Here is a 19,210-nt window from a genome sequence, read left to right as displayed (position 1 = left end):
GATTTACCTAAAGCAAGGGATATGCCAAAGACCGTAACTTTTGTGCAAATTCAATTTTTACTTTTTAAAACAGATAATTACATTTAGAGCCTGTGTTTTTATTGCACAAAAGCGTGTCAGCTATCGTTTCATGAAACCGACTTGAATGTTTCATTGCAACATTTATGAAACACAACTAAACCCTTATACTCGGTTCCTTACTTTTTGGGTTGCTTATGGCTGATACGCATCTTCCGCCGCGAGTGAACGATGACAAACCGGTTATCTGGACGGTTTCGGTCACGCGCCTGTTCGAACTGTTTCGCGACATCAGTCTGGAGTTCGACCACCTGGCGACCATTACCCCTATTCAGCTGGGTTTCGAAAAAGCGGTGGCCTATATCCGTAAGAAGCTGGCCACCGAGCGTTGCGATGCCATCATTGCGGCAGGCTCCAACGGCGCGTATCTGAAAAGCCGTTTATCGATTCCAGTGATCCTGATTAAACCCAGCGGGTTTGACGTACTCCAGGCGCTGGCAAAAGCGGGAAAACTGACCTCGTCGATTGGCGTCATTACCTATCAGGAAACCATCCCCGCGCTAATCGCCTTTCAAAAGACCTTCAATTTGCAGCTTGAACAGCGCAGCTATATCACCGAAGAAGATGCCCGTGGACAAATCAATGAGCTGAAGGCCAACGGTACCCAGGCGGTGGTCGGCGCGGGGTTGATTACCGATTTGGCGGAAGAAGCGGGCATGACCGGCATTTTTATCTATTCGGCGGCCACCGTGCGTCAGGCTTTTGTCGACGCGCTGGATATGACCCGTCTGACGCTACGCAGAAACGGGCAATACGCCTCTGGCGATATGCTGCGCACCCGCTATGCGCTGGGAGATATGCGCGGTCACTCTGCGCAAATGGAACAGGTGCGGCACACCATTATGCTCTACGCCCGTTCGCGTGCGCCGGTGCTGATTCAGGGTGAAACCGGCACAGGTAAAGAGCTGGCGGCGCAGGCTATTCATCGTGAGTATTTTACGCGTCAGGAGAATCGGCGCGGAAAACCTTCGCCGCCGTTTGTTGCCGTCAACTGCGGCGCCATCACCGAATCATTGCTGGAAGCGGAGCTGTTCGGCTATGAGGATGGCGCGTTTACCGGCTCCCGCCGGGGAGGACGCGCGGGCCTGTTTGAAATTGCCCACGGCGGGACGCTGTTTCTTGATGAGATAGGCGAAATGCCGCTACCGTTACAAACCCGGTTATTGCGCGTACTGGAAGAAAAAGAGGTCACCCGGGTCGGTGGACATCAGCCGATTCCGGTCGATGTGCGGGTGATCAGCGCCACGCACTGCGACCTGGAACAAGAGATGAAACAGGGAGAATTTCGTACGGATCTGTTTTATCGCCTGAGCATTCTGCGCCTTAAACTGCCGCCGCTACGCGAGCGACTGCCCGATATTCTGCCGCTGGCGGAAGGCTTTTTAAAACAGTCGCTGGCAGAACTGGATGTACCGTTTTCTGAACCCGTGCGTAAGGGATTAGCCCTGAGCCAGCCTACGCTGCTCAATTATGGCTGGCCCGGAAATATCCGCGAGTTGCGCAATATGATGGAGCGTCTGGCGCTGTTTTTAAGCGTCGAACCACAGCCGGAGCTGAACGAACAATTTCTACAGCAGTTGTTACCTGAACTGGCCGCGGTTGCTGCCCCACCGCAGGTCACTTCATCACTGACGCCGCAGCAGGTGCTGGCGCAATTCAATGGCGATAAAACCGCGGCGGCGAGATATCTCGGTATCAGCAGAACTACGTTCTGGCGCAGGCTAAAAGAAAACCCGCCAGTGCAATGACTGGCAGGTATGTTATCTTTCAGTACCGCGCATTATTTTTTCTTGTAAATATTGGCTGTACCGTGGATTTTATTGTCCGTTTGGCCGGAGGTTAATACCACCACATCTGCGCCTTTCTCTTCGGCTTTCTTCAGAAGGTCTTCTTTCGCATCAGCGGCTGATACTTCATTACTTGTTGAAATATCACCGATTTTGGTATATTGCGACTCAACCTTTTCAAACTCAACCTTCGTCATAAATTCCGCGGCATACGCGTTGGACACAACAAAAGCTAACGCACCAATAAGTACTTTAATTCCAGTTTTCATATAAAAGCTCCAGGTTTTGTTATATATGCCATCATCGCCCCCTGAACATTCGCCATGCGAGTCAAGGATGATTAATAAGTAGTTCAGGCCGCAAAAAAGATCCAGAGCTGGCGGAAATATAAAGATATTTTGCGTATCGCGTATAACAGAAGATCCCACGCCGCGGCATTATCCGGCGCAGTTGGGTTACAGAAACCAGGCGTAGACGCTATTGGCAAATTTAGGCGCATTTCACAATACAGTGTGAGTAAATACGCAGAATGACGAGCGCGCTAAAATTATAGTGTTAGCAGTCTAAGCATGCCCCAGGCCCGCTCTTACTAATGGAATCGTTGTCTATGGAACCTTTACACGCCGTCGTACTTACCATCAGTCTGTTTGTTTTAACCTTTTTTAATCCCGGCGCGAACCTGTTCGTGGTGGTGCAAACCAGCCTGGCGTCAGGACGACGCGCAGGGGTGATGACCGGTCTGGGCGTGGCCTTAGGCGATGCGTTCTACTCCGGCCTCGGGCTCTTTGGCATGGCGACGCTGATTACCCAATGCGAAGAGATATTTTCACTGATTAAAATTGTCGGCGGCGCCTACTTGCTATGGTTTGCCTGGAATAGTGTTCGTCATCAGGCTACACCGCAAATGCCAACGTTACAGCAGCCGATTTCCGCCCCCTGGTATGTATTTTTCCGCCGCGGGTTATTAACGGATTTATCTAATCCGCAAACCGTTCTGTTTTTTATTAGTATCTTCTCCGTCACCCTCAGCGCAGAAACGCCTACGTGGGCGAGGCTCATGGCCTGGGCAGGTATTGTGTTGTCTTCCGTTATCTGGCGTATTTTTCTCAGCCAGGCGTTTTCTTTGCCCGCCGTACGCCGTGCGTATGGTCGAATCCAGCGGGTTGCCAGCCGGGTGATAGGCGCCATTATCGGCGTCTTCGCGCTCAGGCTTATTTATGAAGGTATCAGCCATCGTTAAGCGAGTTTAACTTGACCATTGTGACGTAATTGTCCGTAATACCGCCTGAATTTTTAAATCGCATTTTGAGTGGCAGTGAGATGGAACAGGTTGCTCCGGTAAACGACACATTACTCCTTACAGAATGGCAGGCGTTGTTACGTCAAACATCCCCTGAAGTTCACACGATCCTGACATCATTAAGCGACGAAGAGATCCGCCATTTAGTGAGCGTTTTTTATGACTATATGCTCTCCCATGCGGAGAGCGCATTGTTCCTCAATACAGAACAGGTCAGCACCCGCCTTAGCGGCAGTATGTTTGACTGGCTACGCAGCGTACTTGGTAGCGCGAACGAAGATCTCTCACAACTGCTGGCAAAACAGCGCAAAATTGGCGTAGTGCATGCCCGCATCGGGCTGCCTATCGATCTGGTTAATCGCGGCGCGCGCAAGCTGAAAGATGAATTGTATCGGGTCCTGAAAAAGAAAGCGGAATACTCGCCCGCCCTGCTGAGCGATGCCATCTGTTTCAGCAGTCTGGTAATGGATACCGCCCTGGAGGCCATGACCGTCTCCTATTCCCCCAGCTATCAAAACTCACTACATACCCAGGAACAGTATCGCCTGCAGACCATTTACGATGACGTTAACGTCGAACGCGAGCGGCAAATACGTTCATTTACCGACTGGGAAAATCAGTTTATCTATAACATCGCCACCGGAATGCCTTTCGGGGAGCTGGTCCTTTTGGCGAATTCTGATTTTGGTATGTGGTTCGCGCATAAGGGAAAATACATTCTGGGCAACAGCAATCTGCTGAAAGAAATGGAGTCGCTGATTGCGGAAATCGACAACCGCCTGACAACCACGCTGTCGCATCAGCATCAGGCGACAGAGCCTGAACGGATGAGCTTGTTGCAGGATGTACGCCAGCTCTCGGCAAAAATCCATTTCCTGCTCGCCTCAATGTTCGACGCGCTGGTGAAGCAGGAAAATGGTAAAGACTCATTGACTCAATTGCTTAACCGACGCTTTATCCCGACCATTATGCGCCGTGAGATCTCGCTGGCGTTACATACCCGGAAGCCCTTTACCCTGGCGATGCTGGATATCGACTACTTTAAGCAAATTAACGACAACTACGGGCATAACACCGGTGATATGACGCTCAAAAACGTCGCGGCGGTTATTTATGATCATATTCGCAGCAGCGATTACGTGTTCCGCTACGGTGGTGAAGAATTTATGATACTGCTTGTCGAGTCAGATCAGTCTCAGGCCAGTATTATCCTCGAAACGCTGCGTATGAAAATTGCCGAGATGCGCATGGCGGCCTCAGCGACAGAAGTGTTTTCTGTCACCGTCAGTATTGGCATCGCCGAATATGACTACCATCCTGACTACAAGCAGTTGGTTGATAAAGCCGATCGGGCGCTGTACCTGGCGAAAAGTAATGGCCGCGACCGCGTAGAGATATTTCAGGAATAACCTATTTTCCCACGGAGAAATAAATACCCCGTTAAGGGTATTTATCTGACCTGCGATAAGTATCGGGCTGTTATTTTTATTCAGGCCTATTGGCGCTATAAAAATAACAGCCGCCTAATAAGATGCAAATCAAATACACCAAATCTGAATAGCGCTAGCATATCCCGGTGATGACGCCTTCTGAATGCGGGAGGGGAAATATGAGGGATAGTGTAAAACCATGAACGGGAAAAAGAGCACGCGCTGGCAGCGCCGCCCAGGCACGACCGGAGGCAAATTGCCGTGGAATGACTGGCGTAACGCCAGCACCTGGCGAAAAGCCACCCAGTTTCTCCTGCTGGCCAGCAATATCTATATTGGCGTGACGTTTTATTATTGGGTCCGCTATTTTGAAACTGCCGGTACCAGCGTCTATATTCCAAGACCCGGCGGTATTGAGGGGTGGCTGCCGATCGCGGGTTTGATGAATATCCGCTACACGCTGGAGACCGGTTTTCTCCCGCCCATCCATGCCGCCTCCATGCTGCTGTTAGTTGCGTTTATCCTGATTAGCTTGTTGTTAAAAAAAGCCTTCTGTTCGTGGCTATGTCCGGTTGGCACGCTTTCCGAACTGCTTGGTACTCTGGGAAAAAAAGTATTGGGTCGCAACTTCACGCTGCCGCGCTGGCTGGATATCCCACTGCTCAGTCTGAAGTATCTGCTGTTGGGATTCTTTCTGTATATCGCTCTGTCGATGCCCGCCCAGGGAATCCAGTACTTTCTGATGTCGGCCTATGGCATGATCATTGACGTGAAGATGCTCGATTTCTTTCGTCATATCGGCTCCGCCACGCTTATTTTCCTGATAATTATCAGCGTCCTGAGCGTGTTTATTCGCAATGCCTGGTGCCGTTATCTGTGCCCTTATGGCGCACTGCTTGGCCTGTTTTCACTGCTCTCGCCGTTTAAAATCCGGCGTAATGCAGACAGTTGCATTGACTGCGGGAAATGTGCGAAAAACTGCCCGTCTACTATCCCGGTCGATCGACTGATTCAGGTGCGTACCGTGGAATGTACCGGTTGTATGACCTGCGTTGAATCTTGCCCGGTGGCCTCTACGCTGAGCTTTTCACTGCACACCCCTGCGGGGGAACAAGGAAACGGCAAATCGTTATGGCGGCAAACGGCATTGTCAGGCGTTGTCATGACTATCCTGGTGCTGGGTATCCTTTTTGCCACCATTGGCTATGCGGTTTACGCCAAGGTCTGGGATACGCCGGTGCCCGAGCACATGTATTTCCAGCTGATCCCGAAGGCTAAAATGATCGGCCATTAATTTTTAATAACCCTGCCAATTCTGGCAGGGTTTCCCGCCTGTTCCGCTATTTTAAGACTATTGAACTTGTGCCTTCGCGCCCCGGTTTATACAACCTTAACTATCACCTGTGATCATTCATTTTCTATTATGTTATGGGCGACTGCATCCAATAATAAACGGGACAGCATTATGACTAAAATAAAACTGGCACTGCTATTACCTCTGTTTCTGGCGGGTTGTACGATGAGCGACGGGGAATTAAGAAATGCTTACGTTCAGCATTATCAGCAACCCGCCGCCTATGTCGAGACTTATAAACAGAAGATAGCCAGTATGGATATTAATACCCTGGCCCAATATGCCGCCGCAGAAGATAAGAAAAAAATGCGTGGGCAGCCGAGACTGAAAATCGACGAATTCATTACCATCGAGAACGTGCAGGCGAAAGGGAATCGGGTAGTCTACGATTACTCGCTGTCAGAGAGCTGGCTGGCGCTGTCTGCGGACAAACAGCGCGAGAAGCAGATCAATATGAATAAAGATCTGGTCTACCGTACCTGCTCACTGGAAACGGTACGTCTGGCGCAGGCAAAAGGGCTGGAAGAAGAGCATAACTATTACAGCCAGTACCCAGACAAAATCGCCTTCACTCTGAGAACCAGCGCGCAGATTTGTATGCAAAACGGTTTTACGCAATAGCCGCAATCCACTAGGCCTGATGCGCTGCGCTTATCAGGCCTACAATTTACACACTACAGTAGGCCGGATAAGGTGCCAGCGCCGCCATCCGGCTAAAGCATCAGAATTTCCAGGATACGCTGCCGACAATGCTGCGCTCAGCGCCGAAGTAGCAGTATGAGAGCGAATTACAGGCCGCAACGTAGCGTTTATCGGTCAGGTTGTTGACGTTCAACTGAGCACTCAGTCCCTTAATACCGATATTCGTTAAATCGTAGCCAATCGCCATATCCACCAACGTATAGGATGGCAGGGTGTGCGTATTCAGACGATCACTGGTGATTCCGTTGACATAACGCACGCCCGAGCCAAGCGTCAGACCATCCAGCGGGCCGCTTTTCACATCGTAGCTCAGCCAGGTGATGGCCTGGTTCCGTGGTGCATACACGGCACGCTTGCCCTGCTCCTCCGGACTGCTTTTCTTGTAGCGGATGTCGGTGTAGGTATATGCCGCCTGCAGTCGGAAGCTGTCCGTCAGTTGACTAATCGCCTCCAGCTCCACCCCTTCAGATTCAATTTCCCCAATCGAGCGGTACGGATCGGTCGGCTCTTCTTTGGTGGCGATATTGGTTTGATTAATGCGGAACACCGACGCGCTGAACTGACTGTTAAGCCCTTCCGGCTCATATTTCAGCCCCGCTTCCCACTGCTTGCCTTTCATCGGCTCCAGCAGATTGCCGTTCTCATCGGCAAAGCTGGTTGGCGTAAAGGCGGTGGAATAACTCACGTAAGGCGCAAAGCCGTTATCGAACAAATAGAGCAACGCGGCGCGGGTACTAAAGTTGTTTTTATCCAGATCGCTGCGGGTATCGTTGATCTTATCAATGTTAGAAACGCTGACCTGATCGTAGCGACCACCGAGCGTAATACGCCAGCGATCCCATGACATCTGATCCTGCAAATAGTAGCCCGTCTGGCGCAGCTTGTGCTTCTCACGCGCATACATGTCGATATAATCCGGCTTCGCGCCATAAACCGGGTTAAAAGCGTCGATCGGCGGGAATGCGCCGTAGTAGCCGGTGGTATTGTTGCTGCGATCCTGATAATCAATGCCCACCAGCAGACGATGGTTGACCTGCCAGGTATCAAAGCTGCCGTCGAGCTGGTTATCCAGCGTAATCGCCGACATTTTTTCATCAGAGCCGGAATAGCCGCGATTAAGCTCGGTTTCGTTCAACCAGCCCGCCGCATACACCTGGTTCAGTTCAACGTCGGTATGCAGATAGCGCAGCTTTTGCCGCACCGACCAGCCGCTATCAAACATGTGCTCAATATTGTAGCCTACCATGTTTTCACGGCGATCGTATTTGTCGTAATCATCCTCACCTTCGTAAAAGGTGTTAGAGATCTTTTGCCCGTAATGCGGAACCACGGTGCCGTCATAAGGCAGACCGGAGTGGCTACCGCCTTCCGGGTCGCGATGCAGATAGGCCATCAGATCCAGACGCGTCTGGTCGGTGATCCGCCAGGTCAGACTGGGCATCAGCGCGTAACGCTCTTCTTTCAATGGGCCAAACTGTGAGTCCGCGTAACGCGTCATCCCGCTCAGGCGCGCCGCCACACGATCGTTATCATCCAGCGCTCCGGTGACGTCAAACGCCGCGCCACGCTGGTTATTGTTGCCGGCAAACAGCTTCACTTCCCCACCCGCGTCAAACGACGGTTTACGCGACGTCAGCGCCACAATACCGCCCGGAGAGGAACGGCCATACAGCACGGAAGCCGGGCCGCGCACCACTTCGATATCTTCAAGGAACCACGGATCGACCACCAGCGAGCTGTGTGAGTTGGTGTCGCCCATCATCTTTAGACCATCGAGATAGACGTTGTCCAGGCTGCCATCGGAGAAGCCGCGCAGCACAATGTAGTCAAAGCGGTTGGAGGCGCCAATCTGATTGCTGTATACCCCCGGCGTATAGCTAACGGCCTGACGCACGCTGGTTGCGCCCTGCTCTTCAAACTGTTCGCGGGTAATGATGGATACCGATTGCGGGGTTTCAATATCCGGCGTGGCAAGCTTCGTGGCCCCGCTCTGCATTTGCGAGGTGACAACGACCGTATCGTTTTTTGTTGTTTCCTGCGCCAGCAGAGGAAAAGCCACGCTGCCGGTCACCCATCCTACCAACAGCGCCAACCGAGTCTTCGCGAACATGAGTATCTCCAAAGGCATTTCTAATTGTAAGTGAGAATTATTACCTTTTTGCTGACGGAGATAGCTATGCCGGATGCCAGATTACCTATGCGCAGTGCCAAATTGTCTGCCAGCAACGTGCGCAAAACGCAAAAATGGATTAGCAAAGCTTGAGCATATCGCCTGGCGAAAAACCGTAACGACGACGAAAGGCAGTAGAGAAGTTGGTGGCGTGCTGATATCCCGACATCCAGGCTGCCTGCTGTACGCTGTATCCTTCCAGTAAATAACCGCGCGCGCGTTCCAGGCGGCAATCGCGCAGGTAATCAAAGACCGAACAGCCATAGGCTGCGCGAAACTTGCTACGCAGACTACTGGGACTCATTGCCGCGCGTTGCGCCAGTTCATTGAGCGTGTGATCATTCTCGGGATTCTGTTCCAACAGGCGACGAACGACTTCCAGCCGCTGCTGTTCCCCGCTGGCGGCGAGGCGTTTGCCGCTCTCTACCTGGCACACGCTGAGGCCATGGCCGAACAGTTGCAGTATCAGCCCTTCCAGCATCAACTGGCGAGAAACATTGCTCAGTGCGCTCTGCTGCGCATACTCCAGGCCGCTGAGTAAAAATCCCGGCACCTGCCAGATAAGCGTCGGCGTCTGGCATCTTTCCCACTCACACATCAACGATTCGAGTAGCCCCGTGCGCCACGCGCCGTCGGGATACAGACCGAGCGATAAGGTTCGCAGTTTGCAGTCGGCATGATGGCGGGCGCGCATCGTCTGGTGCTCGCTCAGGCGTGAGCTAAACGCCATGCCGGAACGCACCACGTGTTCCTGGCCGTTAAACGAGAGGATCACGCAGCCTTCCAGTACCACCAGCATATACAAGGGACTGCTGTGGCGGGAGGTGGTTTCATAGGGTTGCAACACCTGTACATCAGAGTGCGTCACGCACATCCCGCAGGGGAGCGTCATCTCCTCAATTTCACCTTGCAGCACAGGGCTAGCGGACGGCAAATCCGGCTTTTGCGCCAGCAGGGGAAAGCAATAGTCGATCCCATAACGCTCACCAAAATCCATAAACTCGCTGACGGAAAAAGTACGCGCTACGCGTCTGGACGCATTCAGAGTGGTGGTGTTGTTCATGCTGTCTTCTGCACAGAAAATGGGATTAACAGTTTTTAGTCAGGAGCAACATTACCATTCCCTGCGCGACACAACAATAATAATGAGAATTATTATCAATATGATTAAAGCACTGTCTCCCGACGACCAGCCATCTCATCAGACTGAATTTACAGCTGATGAGATGGCATGTTCTACTGCTTGTCTTGGGTATCCTGCTGCGGCTTTTCATCAACCTGAAACACAGCCACGGCCTGGGATAGCATTGCCGACTGCTCTTCCACACTGCCTGTCGTGGCGGCGATTTCCTCAACCAGAGACGCATTTTGCTGAGTGACTTGCTCCATTTGCGTGACAGCAACGCGGATCTGCTCGATGCCGCTACTCTGTTCCCCCGATGCGCCGGATATATCTTCCATGAGTATATTGATATTGCGTATTGCCTTAGCAATGTCCGCCATCATGGCCCCACTGCTTTCAGCTATCTCCACCCCTTCCTTGACGCTGATTGCCGCCTTGGCCACCAGTTCGCTAATTTCTTTCGCTGAGGAGGCGCTACGTTGGGCAAGGGTTCTGACTTCACTCGCCACAACGGCAAATCCACGCCCGGATTCGCCAGCGCGTGCCGCTTCTACCGCGGCGTTTAAGGCGAGAATATTGGTCTGGAAAGCAATACTATCAATGACATGAGATATTTCATTCACGCTTTGCGCGTTGCGGCTGATCAGGTGAATTTTCTCAACCATGTCGCTCATTAAGCGCTCGCCACGCAATGCCATTTCCGTGCTTTCACTCGTCATGGCAGACGCCTGATGTGATTTATCGGTGTTATTTTTGGTTGTTACGGAAATCTGTTCCATACTGGCCGCCGTTTCAACCACGGCCGCAGCCTGTTGCTCCGTTCGGGTTGATAAGTCTGAATTACCCGAAGCAATTTCCTGCATGCCGATATTAATAGACTCAACGCCATCGCGAATCGTACTGACGGTCTCCCGCAGGCCGTTTTGCATATGTTGTAAATTTAAACACAGTAAGCCAATTTCATTGTTACCCGGCACCTTAACGGGATGACTCAGATCGCCTTTACCAATCCGTGAAAAATGCTCAGACACGATATTTAATGGCCGAATGATTGTTCGGTTTATCCAGATATTGCAGAGAATAAAGATAAGAACCGTAACGGCCAGCAGCAAGGATATTTTAAGTATTGAGGCATTAAACTGAACATGTGTCTGCTCAACGATATTTTTACCGACCAACATGGTTGATTTGTAGTAGCTCTCAATCTCCTTATCAAAATTTTTTCGCAAAGCCAGCACCTCAGTGTTGGCATTTGTTTGTGTACCAACAATACTACCGTCAGAAATAGCCTCATTTAATTTATCAACATACTTTTGCTCAGCATTCATTTGTTGCTCAAAAGCAGTTCTGACGATTTTACCAATCTGGGGATCATCCGCCGTCAGTCCTGGTATATCCCAAAAAATAGCGAACTGCTTTCTGGCATAAGCTATCTCATCCTGCACCTGTCGCAATGTCTGTTGGGTAGCAGCCATATCTTGCAGTTGGATATTATCAAGAACGCTTCTTACCTTATAAACAGCCCCTACGACGTTATGCAGCGAATCCTGTTCCTTTACTATATTATGCAGTAGAAGGGTACTTTTTTGATTTCCTTTGAGATCGACCAACTCAAACCCATTAGAAAGGAACTGCATAAAGGTAAATACCAAAAGCAATAATAACAGACTGGTTTTAATCCTCATATTCTTTAACATTTGAACATCTCCATAACAATTAGCCAATCATCTATGACTAAATTGTTATCGACACGCCACGTAATATCTTAACCTATAAAATGGTTAATTATGAGAAAGTATCCCCGCTCAACTTAGCATAATAAATTACGTACACCGTGGTACACATGGCGGCAAATCGCCGTTTTATTACCGGGAGCAATTACACTATAAAAAAACCAACATTAATATTATTTATGGATGAGAAAGTAGTTATATTAAATACAATGCGCCACTGAGTATGGGCCAGATAGCCGTATCTGACCTACATCAAGCGAACAAAGCACCAGCCAAACGTCAGAGAATATAGACGGTCACTTTTTCCTGACGATCTGCCGGCACCCTTACCCATGACATTGAATCAACTGCAATTGTCGCCATTTCATTTTCTAACCGGAGTAGCGGCGTGCTGTTATCTGGCGCAGAAGAACTTTCGCCAATCTCGAGAATGCCCCGAAAAGATATAGATAAATTGTCAGCGGTTTCAGACAGCCTAATCCATTCGGTCGCGATCTCTAACTTTTGCTTTAACAATTCTCTGTTCATAACTTGTTCTAATCATTACTTATCAGTAAGAAACTGGAAGTGATGAAATTCATTTGAAATATCTTTCACAAACTCTACCGGCAGGTGGTGTTTGATGAAGGTTAATTTTGCGTACTCAACATCGCCATACACCCGGATACAGAAAGGTTTGACTATCTCGCCCTGAGCACCAAAGCACTCCTGGAGTCTGGTATCGTCCATAAAAATAAAGTTACCCTTTCTCACTTTAATCTTATCATGCAGGTCACGCCACTTCTCTGGTGTGAGTAGAAAGTTCTGCCATCCATTATTTCTCAACATTTCAATCGTGTGGGTGAATTTAAAATAATCATTTTGCATTGTCACATCACCACTTGAGGTGGCGTACAAGTATTCTATTTTAAATTTTAGTTGTGCATTGATGCTTTTTTTCTTACCTTCATCAATTAACCATTGAAGCTCATTGGCCACACTTCGTGAAAAGAGTTTTCTTTTTTTTGCGATGGCCAACCAATGCATAATAAAAATATGCTCTGACATTTTAGAGTGGATCTTGTGATCCTGTAATGCGATACCAATTGCCACTAACGCGCTCCAGGTGAACGCTTCCAGCTCATCCTGATAATGATGCCTCGATTTACTCACTTTTCCTAAATTTTTTACCACTTAAAACCTACCCAGAAAAATCATTATTGTATTTAATTTGTTACTACTCAATTTAAAAACCTACTACAACTAAAACCTGCATAATATGATCCAGATTAATTTATCTCAATGTAAAAAAAGAGCCATGAAACACATTATTTTTATTAATCATTTATAGTTAACAAGATTGACCACAAATAATAAGAATCGCTCGATAAAGATGAAAACTAATAATTATCCCGCGTAATCAATACAACAATGTATCAAACCAGAAAACCTCCAGATTCAATAAACCGGAGGTTTGTCTGGGCATGCAATTGTTAGTAGAAAATACCGATGATTAGCGTATGCGTAACAAAGCCGACAATTAACGGTACGGCGGTGCGTTTAACCACATCGAATGGAGTTATTTTTGCCCCGCTGGAAACGGCGATCACGACGCCAGATACCGGTGAAATGGCCCGTCCCATATGCGATGCCTGCTGCATCGGCAGAATCATGGCCACGGCGTTCGCCCCCATACTGGCAGCGATTTGCGGGATAAGCTCAACGAACGCAAGAAATGGCGCATTACCCGATCCCATAATGATAGCCGCCGCAAGCGTCACCAGCGCAAACACCACCGCCATGGCAAATGGCGGCAATCCCACGTGTTCGGCCATCAGGATTAATTGATCAATCGCACCAATGACTTTAATACCATGAGCAAAAACCCCCGCCGCAACCAGCAGACCTACCACACCGGTAAAGGCAGTCCCCATTCCTTTCAGAAAATGGCTAAATCCTTCGCACACCGCCTTTAAATCTCGCACCCGCAGCCATTCAATCAACATACAAATAGCCATTGAAATAAGCACAATGGTAATGATATTCAGGTTAATACCACTGACGAACATTTCAGAGGATCCCACTGCCATCAGTATTGGAAGCATGGGAAGCAGCGCATAAAATGCGGGCGCAGTTCCTGAGTCAGTCACTTCAGCGCTCCCGATTTCCCGTGGTAAGGTCCCCGCTTTACGGTCGCAATAGCGCTGCCAGAAAAAATGGCAGACTCCCACGACCAAAACGGTAGCCAGAGCAGCCGGTCCCTGGTGGTAGACCACGTATTCCACCACATCCATATTGACTGCTTTCGATCCCCTGATAGCATCGATTGCCGTTGGGGTATACGCCACGCCCAGCGAGGTGGCAATTACCCCGGCAGCAGAGGCAGCGGAAAGCCCTAATCCCAGCATAATGGGGAACATTGTTCCCATCAGCAGTACGGCGAGTCCAGTAGCTGAAGGAATAGCTAACTGCAGGAGACTGGCGAGCAGGTACGAGAAAAAAAGCAGAATATAGGGCGAACGCAGCGCACGCAGGGGTTTTGTGACGACACGCACCACCGCCTCATTGGCGCCGATATGATCCATGTAGTGCGCAAATCCCATCAGCGCCATGATCATCAGGCCAAGATCGGCGGCTCGCGTGCTGAAGAGATCGCGCATAACCTCGAACGGATCGAGAAAGGAAATCCCCGTGCCAGCAACGCCTTTCGGTAGTACGGAACCCCACCCGGTGAGAGCGGTGCAAATCATCAGCACCAAACCCGCAATAAATAGCACGGGTTCCGCACGATAACCTTTCAGAATCAGACGAGCGACCACCACGATAACCAGCAGGGCAATTAACACCTGAATCATGACTGAGCTCTCCGCTGCGTGAACTCAGCAAAGGTTTCCTCAATGACCGCAACCACGACATCGCTGGCGGCCCGCAGTGAACGCACCGGCAGATATTCATAAATAGAGTGAAAATTATGGGCGCCGGTAAAAATATTCGGGCAAGGCAATCCTTTCTGCGATAAAACCGCACCATCATATCCGCCGCGCATGGCGACAGGTGCCGGGGTAATCCCACATTTCTGATAGGCGCGTAATGCAATATCAATCGGGTAGTGAGCATCACCCTGCAAACTATTGAACACGTTCGCATAGCGATCGGCTAAATGACAGACCACGCTATTTTCGCCCCATAGTGCGCAGGTACTGACGGCAAGCTGACGGATAAATGCCATACGCGCCTTATAGCCTTCTTCAGTGAAGTCGCGGATATCCAGCTTAAGCACCGTGCGGGCGCTGTTACCCTGCAACTGCTTAACCCAGTAATAACCTTCGCGCCCTTCCGTATATTCAGGCGCTTCTCCGCCAGGCAGCATCGCAATAAACTTATGCGCCATCAGCAGCGAGTTCTTCAGCTTACCTTTGGCTGACATGGGGTGCGCAGACTGGCCGGTAAAGATGATTTCCGCATCGCCCGCATTCCAGTTCTCATAAACAAACTCGCCGATACCGCAACAATCCAGGGTGTAACCAAAATCAGCGCCGAAGCTGGCAACATCAAAAGCTTTTGCGCCACGCAATCCTTGCTCTTCATCAGGCACAAAACCCACCTTCACCGGTCCATGTTTGATTTCCGGATGTGCCACCAGATACTGTAATGCGTTCATAATTGCGGCGATGGCTGCTTTATCATCAGCCCCTAACAGGCTGGTTCCGTCAGTGACCAATAGATCATCACCGATATAATTTTTCAGTTCCGGGAACTCGCTTTCGCGCAGAAAAATATTCAGTTCTTTGTTCAGGCACAAATCCCCACCGCTATAGTGAAGACGTTGCGCATTTGTGTCCGCAGTCTGTTCCGCGCTGGTATCCAGATGTCCAAAGAATGAAACGACAGGAACCGTGTCATCGGTGTTCCCGGGCAGTGTCGCCGTTACGATGGCGGTATCCCTGACCTCAATGTTTTCCATTCCTAATGCTTCAAGTTCTGCTGCAAGCAGTTTTGCCAGTACCATTTGACCAGCAGAAGAAGGCATTATCCCATTTGCGCCATTTTCTCTTGAAGTCGTGGTATTAATTTTGGTGTAGTTGATAAAACGTTCAACAATATCCATTCCAGGAGGTCCTTTAATATTTTATTGACGAAATACTGTGAGAGGAGGCTCGCGTACAGCGCGAGTGATATTAAACAGGGAACCAGATAAAATCAGCATTCATCCCGGAACGCTGATTTTATGAACATTACGACGTTGATTTATACCCTAAATAATTCGAGTTGCAGGAAGGCGGCGACGCAGCGAATTCCCAGGAGCGTACATAAGTACGTGACTGGGCGAGCGAGGAAAGCCAACGCACATGCAGCTCGAAGTATGACGGGTATATATATGAATATAATGAGATGAGTCATTACGTCAGTGACAAAAACGCCTTACTGATGGGTAAAACCATACTCCCTGTCTATGTTCACTGCTATTTCCCCATGGTGTTTAGCTAACAGAAATCATAAACGGCACTCGTAAGCCCAAGAGATAATAGAAATCATTTAAACTCCACTTCTCTATACCGGCCCAAGAGATAGCATTGCTATATTTTTTTAATGAACGAATACGGTGTCAGCAACATGCAACCGTTTGCACTTCTCTAGAAATAGCCACTTAGCGCACTAAAATCCGTGAGCAAACTCACAATTATATCAATAGCAAAAATTTCTATCATACTGAAAAACCGTGAATTATAAGAAACGCTATATAGTCCCCTGGTAAATAGATTCATTATGATACTATTCGACATTACCTTATTATCGATGGATAATACTTCCCTAACCATTAATTTTAAACATTACCCACCATAATATTGGTATATATTGGTGATTAATAAAATCCTGCACCGGCAAAAAAAACCTCTGCCCTGAGAAGAGATTCAGGGCAGAGGTAATACGGGTGTTAAGGACAGATTTATAGTTTTAGTGATAACGGAAGAGCTTCTTGCGGAACCGAGTATACACAATTCATCGCATTAAGAAAATTCCTAAAATCACTTAATCACAAATTCGGTCGAAAAACATTAAAATAATAAAAAACGCCTTATCAAAACAGCAAATAAAGTGACAAAAAGATTAATCCATCCTAATCAATTGCGTGGCCCCAAATGCGCTCACAGTGCCGCGTTACCACAGATAACACCTTATGCGCAGACAGAATATCAAATTAATTTAATATTTTAATAGACACCTGACATAACGAAAATTTGCAGTTAATAAAGTCACTAAACGCTATAACTCGTTATAGATCACATTTTATGTACAAGGAGTTTTCTCTGGAGATTCTGGCTGGTATGATTCATCAGGTAAATACCTTTCAACTCAACCCGAGGCTTTGATGCTGGAGAATGTAATCATCAGATAATCAGCTTGCCGACCTTTTCAGGACGGACTGGTTATCAATGCGCCGAAATCGAATGCGGACACCGCAGTGTGTTTGCACGTTTTGCACATGATGATTAAACAGGTTTTCCAGTATGAATTTATCCCGTCAGGAACAACGTACCTTACACGTTCTCGCCAAAGGTGGTCGTATCGTTCACGTCCGCGACGCCTCAGGCCGCGTCACCTCCGTCGAATGCTACAGCCGCGAAGGACTACTGCTCTGCGACTGCACCCTCGCCGTGTTCAAAAAACTCAGAACCAAAAAGCTGATCAAATCTGTCAATGGTCAGCCCTATCGCATCAATACTACCGGGCTGAACAACGTTCGCGCCCAACTGGATAATCGCTAAGGAGAGAGAGATGGATATCCCAAAAATTTTTACTATCAGCGAAAGCGCTCATCGCATCCATAATCCGTTCACCGCGCAGAAATACGCCACGTTAGGCCAGGTGCTGCGCATGGAACCGGGAACCCGCATTCTGGATCTCGGCAGCGGCTCGGGCGAGATGTTGTGCACCTGGGCGCGCGATCATGGCATTTTTGGCATCGGTATCGATATGAGCCAGTTGTTTAGCAAGCAGGCAACGCTGCGCGCAGCAGAACTGGGCGTCAGTCAGCAGGTGAGTTTTGTCCACGCCGATGCAACGGGCTATATCGCTGAAGAAAAATGCGATATTGCCGCCTGCGTGGGCGCAACCTGGATTGCAGGCGGCGTCGCCGGAACGGTCAGACAACTGGAGCAGAGTCTTAAGCCTGGCGGAATCATACTTATCGGTGAGCCGTACTGGCGCCAGATACCCGCAACAGAGGAAATCGCCCAGTCCTGCGGCGCGACCGCTGTCGCCGATTTTCTTTCCCTGGCGGAACTCATTGCTTCTTTTGACCCGCTCGGCTATGACGTGGTTGAAATGGTTCTGGCTGACCAGGAAGGTTGGGACAGGTACGAGGCGGCAAAATGGTTGACGATGCGCCGCTGGCTGGAAGCTAATCAGGACGATGAGTTTGCAACTGAAGTCAGGGAGCAACTGAGAAGTTCACCGGGACGCCACGTCACCTTCACCCGGGAATACATTGGCTGGGGCGTGTTCGCACTCATGAAGAGGTAAGATGTGTGGTCGGTATAGCCGGGAGGTTATACCGACTTGCTCATCACTTTGCCGCTGGCTGCATTAATACTTCAACAAATTTAGCCAGCCACTGCGGATGCGCGGGCCAGGCTGGCGCAGTCACCAGATTACCGTCGACGTAGGCTTGATCAATGCCGATATCCGCATAATGTCCGCCGCTCAAACGCACTTCAGGCGCGCAGGCCGGATAGGCGCTACAGGTACGGTTTTCTAATATCCCTGCTGCCGCCAATAGCTGAGGGCCATGGCAGACGGCGGCGATAGGTTTACCCGCTGAGTTGAAATCCTGCACCAGTTGAATGACCTCCGGGTTCAGACGGAGATATTCCGGAGCGCGCCCGCCGGGGATCACCAACGCGTCGTAATCAACGGCCCGTGCTTCGGCAAAATTCGCATTCAACGTAAAACGGTGTCCCGGTTTTTCGCTGTAGGTTTGCGCCCCCTCAAAATCATGAATCGCCGTTTGAACGTAATCCCCCTGACGCTTATCCGGACAGACTGCATCAACACGATGGCCCAGCATTTGCAACGCCTGGAAAGGAACCATCGTTTCATAATCTTCGACATAATCGCCAACTAACATCAGTATTTTCTTCATTCACGTCCCCCACTCACGGTTATTAATGATGAGAAATAGCGGCCATCTTTACTATAGTCCACGCGATAGGCGACATTGATAAATACAGCAGAACATTCGGTCAGATCACAATCTGCGCCAAGGCCCGCCAGATGGCGGCCTCAACGTAAACCTGCATGGTAAAATAGAGTTAATAAATATAAATTATATATAGCTGAGAAGTTTTAATATCAGCCAGCACCATCCATAATTTTATTATTTAATAAAATTATGCGCACTCGCGTTATTATCTATTATTATTTTATTCGCCTGCAGTCAGGTGAAAATACGCAAAGATTATTCCCATGATGACAAGATGTTCGTTCGTCAAGCAAGGATTGGGTATGCTACTCGCCACGTGCCTGTGCGGGCCGGTCGGTCAATCGGCTGGC

At 49.3% G+C, this 19,210-nt stretch carries 16 protein-coding genes and 1 pseudogene; 7 read left to right on the top strand and 10 right to left on the bottom strand.

The annotated features are described in order from the left end of the window. Nucleotides 1-215: 215 nt before the first annotated feature. The gene (gene prpR, locus OOJ59_RS00735) at nt 216-1,826 is read left to right on the top strand and encodes a propionate catabolism operon regulatory protein PrpR (protein WP_160955605.1); all 1,611 of its coding nucleotides are present in this window, start codon (nt 216-218) and stop codon (nt 1,824-1,826) included. A gap of 32 nt (nt 1,827-1,858) precedes the next feature. Here the strand turns inward: prpR and yahO are convergent, their stop codons facing one another. Next, nucleotides 1,859-2,134, bottom strand: coding sequence for a DUF1471 family periplasmic protein YahO (gene yahO / locus OOJ59_RS00730; protein ID WP_006685820.1), 276 nt, complete (start codon nt 2,132-2,134; stop codon nt 1,859-1,861). A 338-nt stretch (nt 2,135-2,472) separates the two neighbouring features. Between yahO and OOJ59_RS00725 the strand changes: the two genes are divergently transcribed. The 4 genes from OOJ59_RS00725 (at nt 2,473) to OOJ59_RS00710 (ending at nt 6,570) form a co-directional block, all read left to right on the top strand. Then, nucleotides 2,473-3,105 carry a LysE family transporter gene (locus OOJ59_RS00725; RefSeq protein ID WP_038637976.1) on the top strand — a complete coding sequence of 211 codons (633 nt, stop codon included), beginning with the start codon at nt 2,473-2,475 and terminating at the stop codon, nt 3,103-3,105. 80 nt (nt 3,106-3,185) lie between these two features. Next, nucleotides 3,186-4,574, top strand: a complete 1,389-nt coding sequence (locus OOJ59_RS00720; RefSeq protein WP_160955606.1) for a diguanylate cyclase — start codon at nt 3,186-3,188, stop codon at nt 4,572-4,574. Between the two features lie 220 nt (nt 4,575-4,794). Further along, on the top strand, nt 4,795-5,889 hold the full coding sequence (locus OOJ59_RS00715) for a 4Fe-4S binding protein (protein ID WP_150344716.1): 1,095 nt from the start codon (nt 4,795-4,797) through the stop codon (nt 5,887-5,889). Nucleotides 5,890-6,060: 171 nt separating this feature from the next. After that, complete coding sequence (locus OOJ59_RS00710; RefSeq protein ID WP_160955607.1) at nt 6,061-6,570, top strand: hypothetical protein; 510 nt, start codon at nt 6,061-6,063, stop codon at nt 6,568-6,570. Nucleotides 6,571-6,670: 100 nt separating this feature from the next. On the opposite strand, the gene foxA is transcribed toward OOJ59_RS00710, so the two are convergent. The 8 genes and pseudogenes from foxA to pepT all read right to left on the bottom strand — a co-directional run bounded on the left by foxA (nt 6,671) and on the right by pepT (nt 15,764). Next, nucleotides 6,671-8,779: a ferrioxamine B receptor FoxA gene (gene foxA, locus OOJ59_RS00705; RefSeq protein WP_193156920.1), complete on the bottom strand. Its 2,109-nt coding sequence runs from the start codon at nt 8,777-8,779 to the stop codon at nt 6,671-6,673. A 121-nt stretch (nt 8,780-8,900) separates the two neighbouring features. After that, the gene (locus tag OOJ59_RS00700; RefSeq protein WP_160955609.1) at nt 8,901-9,884 is read right to left on the bottom strand and encodes a helix-turn-helix transcriptional regulator; all 984 of its coding nucleotides are present in this window, start codon (nt 9,882-9,884) and stop codon (nt 8,901-8,903) included. A gap of 173 nt (nt 9,885-10,057) precedes the next feature. Beyond that, the gene (locus tag OOJ59_RS28150; protein ID WP_422680475.1) at nt 10,058-10,807 is read right to left on the bottom strand and encodes a methyl-accepting chemotaxis protein; all 750 of its coding nucleotides are present in this window, start codon (nt 10,805-10,807) and stop codon (nt 10,058-10,060) included. 57 nt (nt 10,808-10,864) lie between these two features. Beyond that, nucleotides 10,865-11,629 (bottom strand): annotated as a pseudogene (locus tag OOJ59_RS28145) (HAMP domain-containing protein); the annotation flags it as partial. A 327-nt stretch (nt 11,630-11,956) separates the two neighbouring features. Beyond that, nucleotides 11,957-12,205: a hypothetical protein gene (locus OOJ59_RS00690; RefSeq protein ID WP_226809213.1), complete on the bottom strand. Its 249-nt coding sequence runs from the start codon at nt 12,203-12,205 to the stop codon at nt 11,957-11,959. Between the two features lie 15 nt (nt 12,206-12,220). Further along, nucleotides 12,221-12,850 carry a DUF2913 family protein gene (locus OOJ59_RS00685; RefSeq protein ID WP_160955611.1) on the bottom strand — a complete coding sequence of 210 codons (630 nt, stop codon included), beginning with the start codon at nt 12,848-12,850 and terminating at the stop codon, nt 12,221-12,223. Nucleotides 12,851-13,149: 299 nt separating this feature from the next. Next, nucleotides 13,150-14,511, bottom strand: a complete 1,362-nt coding sequence (gene dcuC / locus OOJ59_RS00680; protein WP_038637951.1) for a C4-dicarboxylate transporter DcuC — start codon at nt 14,509-14,511, stop codon at nt 13,150-13,152. Beyond that, nucleotides 14,508-15,764: a peptidase T gene (gene pepT, locus OOJ59_RS00675; RefSeq protein WP_038637948.1), complete on the bottom strand. Its 1,257-nt coding sequence runs from the start codon at nt 15,762-15,764 to the stop codon at nt 14,508-14,510. Before pepT ends, dcuC begins: the two co-directional genes overlap by 4 nt. A 1,402-nt stretch (nt 15,765-17,166) precedes the next feature. On the opposite strand from pepT, the gene OOJ59_RS00670 reads away from it, so the two are divergent. Both OOJ59_RS00670 and OOJ59_RS00665 read left to right on the top strand, forming a co-directional pair. After that, nucleotides 17,167-17,424 carry a YjhX family toxin gene (locus tag OOJ59_RS00670; RefSeq protein WP_042310296.1) on the top strand — a complete coding sequence of 86 codons (258 nt, stop codon included), beginning with the start codon at nt 17,167-17,169 and terminating at the stop codon, nt 17,422-17,424. Nucleotides 17,425-17,434: 10 nt separating this feature from the next. Continuing rightward, nucleotides 17,435-18,181: an SAM-dependent methyltransferase gene (locus OOJ59_RS00665; RefSeq protein WP_069323894.1), complete on the top strand. Its 747-nt coding sequence runs from the start codon at nt 17,435-17,437 to the stop codon at nt 18,179-18,181. A gap of 43 nt (nt 18,182-18,224) precedes the next feature. Here the strand turns inward: OOJ59_RS00665 and OOJ59_RS00660 are convergent, their stop codons facing one another. Further along, nucleotides 18,225-18,800 carry a DJ-1/PfpI family protein gene (locus OOJ59_RS00660; RefSeq protein ID WP_085047685.1) on the bottom strand — a complete coding sequence of 192 codons (576 nt, stop codon included), beginning with the start codon at nt 18,798-18,800 and terminating at the stop codon, nt 18,225-18,227. Between the last annotated feature and the right edge of the window lie 410 nt (nt 18,801-19,210).

The organism is Citrobacter sp. W9, from assembly GCF_026719375.1.
GTDB lineage: Bacteria > Pseudomonadota > Gammaproteobacteria > Enterobacterales > Enterobacteriaceae > Citrobacter > Citrobacter werkmanii.
Note: the sequence above shows the minus strand (reverse complement) of the source record. Positions and strands in the feature narration are given on the sequence as shown.

Bases quoted from the DNA above. Each gene is read 5' to 3' on its own strand.
- prpR (WP_160955605.1), top strand. From the start codon at position 216: ATGGCTGATACGCATCTTCCGCCGCGAGTGAACGATGACAAACCGGTT.
- yahO (WP_006685820.1), bottom strand. From the start codon at position 2,134: ATGAAAACTGGAATTAAAGTACTTATTGGTGCGTTAGCTTTTGTTGTG.
- OOJ59_RS00725 (WP_038637976.1), top strand. From the start codon at position 2,473: ATGGAACCTTTACACGCCGTCGTACTTACCATCAGTCTGTTTGTTTTA.
- OOJ59_RS00720 (WP_160955606.1), top strand. From the start codon at position 3,186: ATGGAACAGGTTGCTCCGGTAAACGACACATTACTCCTTACAGAATGG.
- OOJ59_RS00715 (WP_150344716.1), top strand. From the start codon at position 4,795: ATGAACGGGAAAAAGAGCACGCGCTGGCAGCGCCGCCCAGGCACGACC.
- OOJ59_RS00710 (WP_160955607.1), top strand. From the start codon at position 6,061: ATGACTAAAATAAAACTGGCACTGCTATTACCTCTGTTTCTGGCGGGT.
- foxA (WP_193156920.1), bottom strand. From the start codon at position 8,779: ATGCCTTTGGAGATACTCATGTTCGCGAAGACTCGGTTGGCGCTGTTG.
- OOJ59_RS00700 (WP_160955609.1), bottom strand. From the start codon at position 9,884: ATGAACAACACCACCACTCTGAATGCGTCCAGACGCGTAGCGCGTACT.
- OOJ59_RS28150 (WP_422680475.1), bottom strand. From the start codon at position 10,807: ATGCAGGAAATTGCTTCGGGTAATTCAGACTTATCAACCCGAACGGAG.
- OOJ59_RS00690 (WP_226809213.1), bottom strand. From the start codon at position 12,205: ATGAACAGAGAATTGTTAAAGCAAAAGTTAGAGATCGCGACCGAATGG.
- dcuC (WP_038637951.1), bottom strand. From the start codon at position 14,511: ATGATTCAGGTGTTAATTGCCCTGCTGGTTATCGTGGTGGTCGCTCGT.
- pepT (WP_038637948.1), bottom strand. From the start codon at position 15,764: ATGGATATTGTTGAACGTTTTATCAACTACACCAAAATTAATACCACG.
- OOJ59_RS00670 (WP_042310296.1), top strand. From the start codon at position 17,167: ATGAATTTATCCCGTCAGGAACAACGTACCTTACACGTTCTCGCCAAA.
- OOJ59_RS00665 (WP_069323894.1), top strand. From the start codon at position 17,435: ATGGATATCCCAAAAATTTTTACTATCAGCGAAAGCGCTCATCGCATC.
- OOJ59_RS00660 (WP_085047685.1), bottom strand. From the start codon at position 18,800: ATGAAGAAAATACTGATGTTAGTTGGCGATTATGTCGAAGATTATGAA.